We start from the raw sequence: 9,669 nt of genomic DNA on the forward strand, positions 1-9,669 counted from the left end.
AAGAGGGTTTAAGCCTATTTGATTTTTCAAAACATAGTTTTGTTTTTCCACACCGTTCTACTTAGTCACTCTATTATTACCTGAGCTAGCTTCCAAAACAACGCTCCTCTCGTATCAATACAGTTCAGTTAAGAAAATTCATTGACAACAAAGTTCACAAATAATTACTAAACAAAAAACCGAACAATTATTTTGGAGGGGGCTTGGGGGACGGTTGCGTCCCCCAATCGGGGGTTTGGGGGAGAATCCCCAAATCTTGGTTTTTCTTCGACAGATGAGAACTCTTATCACCTTAACTGAACCGTATTGCCTCTCGTATAACTCTACAGAATAATTCTGCTTCAGCGGCGCGAAATCGCCGCATCTTGCATTATGTAATGGAGAGAAAAAATTACCTTGCAAGTTAAAGGGAAAAAATATAATCTAAACCGCGTCTACTTTGAAAGCCAGAGTTTTTTCTTGATTGGGTCAGGACTTATACCATTTCACTTTAAAAATGATACATATAGGCTAGCAGAGGGAGCAGAGGAAGTAATTTGTATCAATAATTTCGTGAATTGGTATTACCCAACTGTCACAAGCAATGGCGCGGTTATACCGCACGGCACGCCAAACATTTAGTATAACAAGTTAATCTTCTTCTTCTAACATTTGCTTTGCTTGCAAAAGTTTCTGCTGATGTTCTTCGGTAACAGTGGGATATTTCAGATTCAATTCTTTTAATTTTGTGCAGATAATATCAGCAACTGCAAGGCGTGTAAACCATTTGCGATCGGCAGGAATAATATACCAAGGTGCCCATTCAGTGCTAGTATGCCGAAAAGCTTCTTCATAAGCACTCATATAATCATCCCAAAAAGCTCGTTCTCGGATATCATTGGCAGAAAATTTCCAATGTTTTTCAGGTGAGTCAATCCGCGCTAAAAAGCGTTTTCTCTGTTCTGATTTAGAAACATTCAGAAAAAATTTGAGGATGATAACACCATTATTGACTAAGTATTTTTCAAAATTATTGATTTCCTCAAAACGCTGTTGCCATATTTCATTTCCCTTAGGAAAATGAGGAAGTTGCTGGTTTTGGAGAATACCTGGATGCACACGCACTACTAATACTTCTTCATAGTATGAGCGGTTAAATATCCCAATCCGGCCGCGTTCTGGCAAAGCCTTCATTGAGCGCCAAAGGTAGTCATGGTCTAATTCTTCTGCACTTGGCCCTTTAAAACTAAAAACTTGACAACCTTGAGGATTGACACCTGACATGACATGTTTAATTGTACTGTCTTTACCAGCAGCATCCATTGCTTGGAAAATAATCAGCAACGCATAAGTATTTTGTGCGTAGAGAATATCTTGGTAAGATATTAGCCTTTGAATATCTGCTTGTAATTTGCCTTCAGCAGCAGTTTTGTCCTGATAATCAGCCTTATATGCAGGGTCGTATTGCTTTTGTAAAGAAATCTTCGCTCCTGGTTTAACAATAAAAGCGTCATGATTCATATAAAATGGCCCCCAAAGGTCTATATACCTAGCCACATTTGGCATTATAAAGTATTAAAATAAGCAAATTATCTTTGCTTATAAATATTATCTCTTTGTAATTTTCGCTGTTTGCGGATCGGACGCATTGCTTCTCGACCTAAGATAAACATCCCCGCTACACCCAAGCAGACAAACCAAACATATTGATACCAAAATTGCTGCATCTGCTCAACTGTACTGAATTGTAAATTTAAGGTCTTCAAGTGAAGCAACAATATTAGTATCATCAAAGCTCCAAAACCAACAAAGCTTAAACCAACACGAATCCTTGCAGGTCGCAGATCAAAGTCACCTATCTCTTCCAAGTTAATTTCTGCTAGTTCTTTTAAAGATTCCTCAGCTAAAGATGAGGCTGTTTGTAATTTGTTGCTCAACTTGGGTGGTAAAATCGGTACGAGTGTTTCCACGGTGGGGCGACGTAGTAAAGCCTCAGCATCTCGCAGCAATACTAAAGGCTTACGAGTATTAGCAGGTGGCAATTCCATGTTGTCTGTAGCAGTTGTCGCGGTAGCTTTACCTTCAAAATCCATACATAGCAAGCCTCAGAATAATTAGAATATAAATAGCCTAGCGAATCAGTTGGGGGCTATGCAAATAGTTGGCAAGCATTAGTGAGTGTAAAAGCAAGACAAGTAAAAAAAGATATACTTGAGCGATCGCAATCGACTTAAGTTGAAATTATCTTAATGTAAATTAATTGACTAAAATTAGAAGCGTTGAATATTTAGTGTGATGAATTAAGATTTTTAGTCAAGGGCAAAGCTAGATTCTTTGCGGCTTTGCACGTAGCTTGCTTCTGCGAAGGAGTACGCGTCTATGCGTGAGACAGAAATCATCCCCTCAATCACCAAGGCCTCAAAATTAGAAGTGATCTGCTTACTCAACAGATGTATGTCAAACTCGCTTAGGGCATCAACGGTAGGACTGGCAATTGTAGACAAAGCACGGCTGCGTCTTGGATGGACGAAAACCAGCACGGCGCGTTGGTGGCAGGATGCTCATACTTCTAGAGCTACATTACGGCGTTTTTGGCAGGGCGATCGCATTCAGCAAGAAATTTTTATCGCTATCTGTCAAGCTGTTGGCATCACTAATTGGGAAGCGATCGCAGATTCTTCTGATATACACTCTATAAATATTGCAGATATCCCTACACCTTACCTTGACTGGAATGAAGCGCCTGATGTCGAAAGTTTTTATGGGCGAAACCAGGAATTAGCTCAGTTAGAACAATGGATTACAGGTGGCTGTAAGTTAGTCATGATTGTTGGTATCGGTGGTATTGGGAAAACTGCGCTAGCACTTGCTTTAATAGACCACATTCAATCAAAATTTGATTGCTTAATTTGGCGATCGCTTCATTCTGCACCATCCCTAAATTCTCTGCTGGATAGCTTGCTGAATAACTTTGATAACAACGTTGTTCATGATATTCCACAAGGAACGGCACAACTCCTACACCATCTGCAACAACGTCGCTATTTGCTAATACTTGATGGCTTAGATGCAGATTTAAGCAATTACAATCAATTTATCCAAAAAATCAGCCGCGATCGCCATCAAAGTTGCATTCTGCTCACCAGTCGCGAACAACCAAAGGCGATTGAAATTGATACAAAAACAGTTCGCTGTTTAAACCTCAAGGGTTTGTCAAAAACAGAGGCGCTGGAACTATTGCAATCAAGAGGATTTACAAGTAAAGAACTAGGACTATCAGCTTTAGTTCAACTTTATCGCGGTAATCCCTTAGCACTGAAACTTGTAACACCGTTGATTCAATTGGTGTTTGCTGGAAATGTGGCTGCATTTCTGGCTCAGAATACTTTAGTGATTGGCGATCGCTTGCGAGTTATTCTCAAACAACAGTTCGAGCAACTTACCGATTTAGAACAAGATATTCTCTACTGGTTGGCAATCTGGCAAGAACCTGTCTCTTTCTCGCGATTGCAAACTCATCTATTAATATCCGTTGATCCGGCTACAGTGTTAGAGGCAATTGTCGCCTTAGAAAGGCGATCGCTTTTGGAAAAATGGATAGGTACGGGGGAAATCTCATTTAGCTTGCAACCGTTGGTGATGAAAGTAGTTACCGATGAGTTGGTAGAACGCGCTGCTCAAGAGATTCAACAGGTAGTGCAGAGTAATAATATGCGTTATTTTAAAATACTGCGAACTCATCGGTTGCTGCGGCCTGGTACTGATGATATTGCAGGCGATCGCATTTTGCATCAACTGCGGGACTATCTGTGGCGGGTGTATGGTGCGACTCTACCACAAACTCTTGAGCGGATGCTATGGCTTTTAAAGGATCAATCTCCGTTAGCAATTGGTTATATCGCTTGTAATGTAGCGGTACTCCTGAAGCAGTTGAGGAAACCTGGATGAAGGCAGAAAATATTTATCTGTATTCAACCACAGATGAATACAGATAAATATCGGTGTTCACACTGAAGTTCAGATGCCTGCGGCAAGCCGCTCCAATTTCTTTGTGTGTTTATTTGTGGTTCTTTTTGTTTCTATTCGGATTTTTGCCACAAGTTCAAGAGATTTTCAAATAAAAAATATCCCATCGCTATGAATGCAGGGGAGTAGGGGGAGATAAGACGCCTGCGAACGGCTGTTTACTGATTAACTAACGATTGTCCACGAATAGTTGATAACATTAGTGGCGGGCGCAGGCAAAGATAAGCAACAGAACCGAGTAAGGGAACAAATACTACTGCTAAAAATACCTGGGCATTAGGGAAGCGGCGACGAGCCATATCATCACCAACAACAGTAGGAAATAAAAGATAAAACAGGCCAAATGCCAAACTCATGCCATTGATAAAGCGATCGCTTTGGAATTGCTGCACATAATCTCCCCAATCACCGAAGGCAAAACTATAAGTAAGCAAGACAACTGTGCTTAAAGTCAAGATGATACCGTAAAGGCGAGAATCTAATAGATTCAAAAAAGCATCCTTTTGCCCAGAAAATTGTTGATTAGGTTCGCGTAAAGCCAAATATGGCAAAAGACCAAGTACACCAGAACCCACTGATGCTATGGCAAAAGGCCAAAAAGAAATCCGTTGCATCCTGCCATCAATAAACAATAAACCGCTATAAATTAATAGCCAAATACCCACCAGAGAAAATAAAGAAAGGATAATTGGATTGATCGCAGCCCAGTTAAAAGTAAAGATATTTTTCAACAACGCTAGGGTTTCATCTAAGTGCAGAGGCGGTGCCAAAAACACAATATAGGCGATAAATCCAGCCCACAGTAACCACAATGCAAGTTTTCTAGTCATAATCTCCAGCTGGTGTGCATGAAATTACTTCACTGCCAATTGACCTAGAAGTTTGATGAGGCAGCCAGGATCTAACTATCAATTAGTTAAATTATTTTGCATTGTAAATTATCAATCCGCTGCTCGTTGTCACTCAATGGGTATAGCTTCTGCTAACGTTTTTACAAAAGTACTCCAAGTATCGCATCACTTGCAGTGAGAGTGGCAATAGCAGCGTATTTCATATGAAAAGGGCAAGCTCTTACCCGGATAAAAAAATGCGCTTGCCCCTAAATTGAAATCAGAAACCAGAATAATGGCATAATCTACAGAAATTTCTGTTGCGCCAAGATATGGCCAAAAATTAGATTGCATACAAGAGTTTAATTCACAGCACTTTAAAAATTCACTAAACGAGTAGCTACTTGCTTGACGCAACTTTACCGCTTACTATGCTCCTGGTTCTTCTTCTCTCACACTCTGACTTATAACTTCGACTAACTCTGGCATACTTTCAAACCGACCTTGACCTATTTGTTCAAGTAGCGATCGTAAATCTATAGTTTTGTCTTTTGTCGAGTGAATTCTTCGTGACCTTTTATTTGTTGGAGGATTTTCTCTTTACTAGCAGGAAAGTCTCTACCAGTTAGTGCTTGAGTGACTGCTGCTACTTTATAAGCTTCGCCCTTGACTGGACAGCGATCTTCACGTTCTAAGATTCTCCTTACTATTTAGTAATTGAGATATCTACTTTCAATGATAAACTTACTATTTAGTATCGTCTTCTATCTAAAGAATTAATTTTATTTGAATAGGGAAACTACTGTATTGTTCAGTTTGTTGAAACTAGGATAAATAGGATTTGTGCTTATGAAGTTGTATGTAACGCAAATTGCTCAATGTTTCCCAGACTGCACAGCTTTCGCATCCAAAAATTACATAGTTTGAGGAGAACCTCTAACTTCCAAATATTAGTTTTCTTAAATATTTTTAAGCTAAAAGACTAAGTAAATTTCCTATATAAGCTATCAAAGGATACTCAACTTTTCCTTCAATAACTTGATTTAACCATTCAGTACCAAAGCCTACACAATCATTGACCAAGAAAGTACCGTACACTTCAATGTTTTTGGTATCAATGACCTACAAGTAGGTGATAGCCTACTCGTAGGTCTCAGATAAAAACTGATTGATTCTCAGCTTATCTATTTTCAGTAGTTACAGCTCCTTAGCTTGTCCGTAATTATGTTAATCTTGAGATTCTTCAGAGATAGGCTCTGATTCAGTTTCAGAGTTTTTTTGAACATTGATTTTAGGTTTAACGGGTTTCGGCCCACGCGCCAATGCAGGATTAACCTGCTGCTTGCTTTCATCACCAAAAGATCCTTTTTTTCCTTTACCAGAGGAGCGATTACTGCTTGGTTTTGAGCCTTTGGTATTTGGTTCAATAGGAAGCACAGAATCCAAATTTTCTGAATTTTGGTCAGTATTTGCTTGGGACTGACGTTCTGATTTTTTGATTGGGCGTTCTATCATTGTTGATTTTTGTAAATCTATTTTTATGATACATCGGTTTCGTGTTGTTTAACCTCTACCCTGTAACCATAACCAAATAGTTGCAGTTCTTCAAACAGGTTAAAAATGGTTGTTGGATAATTGTCTGCCTTTACAGTAATCTAGCAAACATCAATTTACTTACAACCTCAGTTTTTTAGTATGTTAAAACAACTATTTATAATTGTCACTTCAGCCATTCTAACTTTAGGATTTGCAACTACGGCTCAAGCTGCAACCCCCCGTCCAAATTGGTTAGAAAATAAAATTTATCAATATAATCATCCATTTGCTGCTCAATTACCTCAAGAACTAGCAACAAAAATGCAAAAGATGGCAGCTAGTCCTTTCGCTTTTTATCGAGGGACAGCGCACATCTTTTATCGCGATATGCAGACATTACCAGCTTCAGCATTCGTCAATTCTTCAACAAGAGCCATTTGGCTAGAAGGAGATATGCATATGCAGAATCTTGGGGGAATAAGAGATAACAATGGCAACAATGTATTTGATACCACTGATTTTGATGAAGGTTATCTCGGCCCCTACGTTTGGGACTTGCGGCGGATGGCAGTCTCAATTCTTTTAGCAGCTAAAGAGGATCGACTAAGCTCATCTGATGCTCAAGATGTTGTTCGCAATTTTCTAGATACTTACCTCAACAAAATGAGTGATTTTAAGGGAACAAATGATGAATTGTCTTACCGTTTAGAATCGAGTAGTACCAACGGTGTAGTTCAGGATTTAATTCAAGCAGCTGCAAACAAAAGCCGTTCGAGCTTTTTAAGAAAGTATACGCTGCTCAATAGCAGTGGCGATCGCGTCTTGCAGACAACCTCCAAACTCCAACCTCTATCTAGCAGTACCTATTCAGATATTACATCTGCCATGAGCAGCTATATCGCTTCAATTCCTAGTAGCAAACGCTACATCAACAGTTACTACACTCTCAAGGATATTCGCCTCAAATTGAGTTCAGGTATTGGTAGTCTTGGCAGATATCGATATTTTTTGCTCATTGAAGGCCCCAGTTCCGTAACTGACGACGATCGCATTTTAGAGATGAAGCAAGAAACTAGTAGCGCTGTTGCGATCGCATCTCCGGGTTTGTTACCGAGTTCTGTCTATGACAACAATGAAGGAGGAAGAGTGGCAATTGCCAACAAAGCGATGCTTTCCAATACTGATCCCTTAGTTGGCTACACTACGGTAAACAATATTTCGTTCATGCTGCATGAGAAATCTCCTTACCAAAAAAACTTTGATTATAGTTTGCTCTCAACTAAATCAAAATTTATGGATGCAATGGGGTATGCGGGAAAAGTTGTAGCTAAGAACCATGCCATCTCTGACAAGGATTATAATGATGCGATCGTTCCCTACAGTGTTGACAAAGAAGTAACGGATCTGGTGAGAGAGAACAAGGCTACGTTCAAAAATGAGATTGTCAACTTTGCATTAGATTATGCAACTCAAGTTGAGTACGACTATGCAAGTTTCCTAGATGCTTATAACCGAGGTGTGCCACTTTACTAATACTTAAAATGTCGTTCCTACTTGTGACCTCTAAAACTGCATAACTTGATTAACATAGATTTCAACTGCTGTACCGGCTGGTAGAAACCAAACGTTGGTTCGTTGAGTCATTTGGGAGATTGCTTGTTGATTGCGTTGAGCAATTTGGGGAACCACAGTATTCATACCACCTTCAAACACTCCAGCCAAGATGTTGCGTTGCGGGTTGGTATTGCTAACGATAGTACCACCAGCATTTGTAGTCACAACTTGGGATTCAGTACGATTAACTAACTCTGCTGCTTTACCAAGTCCACCTAAAACAAATAGCCCTACATCCATACTGGCAATAGATGACCCTTTATTGGGAAATTGGTTGGCTATCAAAGGTTTACCTTGGGGAGCACGAATCATCAGCGCATTTTGCGGTAAGCTCCTCTCTGTTAGTTTGCCTTGATCTTGTAAGATAACTTTGACTACATCCATCTGTACCAAGCCTTGGTCAGAAACAGAGTTAATTTCAGCTAATAATTCAGTATTCGCAGGAACAGCGATCGCACCATCCACAGCTTTTAACGCTTCTTTCAAGCGTATTACAAATACATTAGGCTTGTCGCTATTTGTGGATTTAGTCGTTTCTCCAAATATAGCTGTCGCTAGCACAGCTTTGGCATGGCTTCCGACTGCTATCGATTTTGGACTCTGCTGCACTACTTGGTCGACTCTAGAAGTTTGCTGCTTTGGTCTTTGTTCAGGCTTGGGATTTATTGTCTGTTCTTCTACCTGGTCATTGTTTTCCTCTTCCACAGTCCTAACATTCGCATTAGATTTATCAGTAATAGCCACCTGTCCATAGCTACCTAACTTTGATAACATTTGCCAATCTTGGAGGGGATTTGGTGTAGGTGGTGGAGTTATATTTACTAAAGGTTGAGTTTGTGGATTGCTAATTATTGATTGAGGTGGTAGTGAAGATTGAGCAAAAGGTTGTTGAGGATAGGGAGATCTAACAATGCGCTCAACTGTAACTACCCGAGGTACATAAACTGTTGACATCGGTGTTGGTGTTCTTTGTACTACTGTCTGTCTATATCGAGAAGTATCTAGCTGTGAATTTTGCTGAACTGTTCTCAGTTTTCCAGTTCTTAACTGTTGTTGTGCTAGTTTCACAGCTTCTGCTTGTTCAGTCAGAGCTAATTTCGTTTTTAGAGTCTCTACTTTTTCCTCTAAATCTGATTCTCTAGATTGTTCTTTTGTTGGCGATTGCACTTCTGGAGAAACAATATTATTGTTTTTTGGCTTTTGATTAGAACTACTCATCAATTGTGATAAAAAACCGCCAGCAAATAAAACTATAGCTAAAGTAGCACTACCTACCAAGCCGAGCTTAGCAAAGGGATTGGATGAGAGTGATTGTTCAGTCTTCTCTTCTACTGATTGAGATAGCGATGGCTGTAAGTTAGCTGATTCTTCTAATACTTCGGCATCAGCAGATACAGATTCTGCCTCTAACCCAACTAATTTTGCCATTCTTAATTCCCAATCCGCAGAGTCTACGTCTAATTCGTAGTTATCAGATTTAGGATTAACTAAATTTTGTGGAATTTTATCTGATTCTAATGAAGAATGATCAGATTTAGTATTGACTGAATTTGATAAATGATTATTTGCAGAAATTGAATTTTGAGTCATTTTTTCAACTACTTTAAATTACATTCTTTATCTTCTAATTCACAAATTTTATAGATTTGCAGATGAGCTTCAGCAATGCGGTGAGCAGCCAAAT

Annotated in this window: 7 protein-coding genes; 2 read left to right on the forward strand and 5 right to left on the reverse strand. The window is 39.4% G+C overall.

All coding sequences use genetic code 11. The features are described 5' to 3' along the window. Positions 1–630: 630 nt before the first annotated feature. Positions 631–1,500: a polyphosphate kinase 2 family protein gene (locus BV375_RS04430; RefSeq protein ID WP_086757677.1), complete on the reverse strand. Its 870-nt coding sequence runs from the start codon at positions 1,498–1,500 to the stop codon at positions 631–633. Positions 1,501–1,568: 68 nt separating this feature from the next. Beyond that, positions 1,569–2,072, reverse strand: coding sequence for a hypothetical protein (locus tag BV375_RS04435; RefSeq protein WP_143841987.1), 504 nt, complete (start codon positions 2,070–2,072; stop codon positions 1,569–1,571). Positions 2,073–2,433: 361 nt separating this feature from the next. On the opposite strand from BV375_RS04435, the gene BV375_RS04440 reads away from it, so the two are divergent. Continuing rightward, entirely contained in the window at positions 2,434–3,927 is a 1,494-nt protein-coding gene (locus BV375_RS04440) for an NB-ARC domain-containing protein (protein WP_086757680.1), read from the forward strand. Between the two features lie 236 nt (positions 3,928–4,163). Here BV375_RS04440 and BV375_RS04445 read toward each other — a convergent pair whose 3' ends face one another. Together BV375_RS04445 and BV375_RS04450 are read right to left on the reverse strand one after the other, a co-directional pair. Continuing rightward, entirely contained in the window at positions 4,164–4,835 is a 672-nt protein-coding gene (locus BV375_RS04445) for a hypothetical protein (RefSeq protein WP_086757682.1), read from the reverse strand. 1,227 nt (positions 4,836–6,062) lie between these two features. Next, entirely contained in the window at positions 6,063–6,350 is a 288-nt protein-coding gene (locus BV375_RS04450; protein WP_086757684.1) for a hypothetical protein, read from the reverse strand. Between the two features lie 180 nt (positions 6,351–6,530). Here BV375_RS04450 and BV375_RS04455 point away from each other — a divergent pair, with 180 nt between their 5' ends. Further along, positions 6,531–7,904 (forward strand): DUF2252 domain-containing protein, encoded by a 1,374-nt coding sequence (locus BV375_RS04455; RefSeq protein ID WP_086757687.1) that lies wholly within the window; start codon positions 6,531–6,533, stop codon positions 7,902–7,904. Between the two features lie 30 nt (positions 7,905–7,934). On the opposite strand, the gene BV375_RS04460 is transcribed toward BV375_RS04455, so the two are convergent. Then, on the reverse strand, positions 7,935–9,575 hold the full coding sequence (locus tag BV375_RS04460; protein ID WP_086757690.1) for a TrbI/VirB10 family protein: 1,641 nt from the start codon (positions 9,573–9,575) through the stop codon (positions 7,935–7,937). Positions 9,576–9,669: the final 94 nt, after the last annotated feature.

This window comes from Nostoc sp. 106C (assembly GCF_002154725.1).
Classification (GTDB): Bacteria; Cyanobacteriota; Cyanobacteriia; order Cyanobacteriales; family Nostocaceae; genus Aulosira.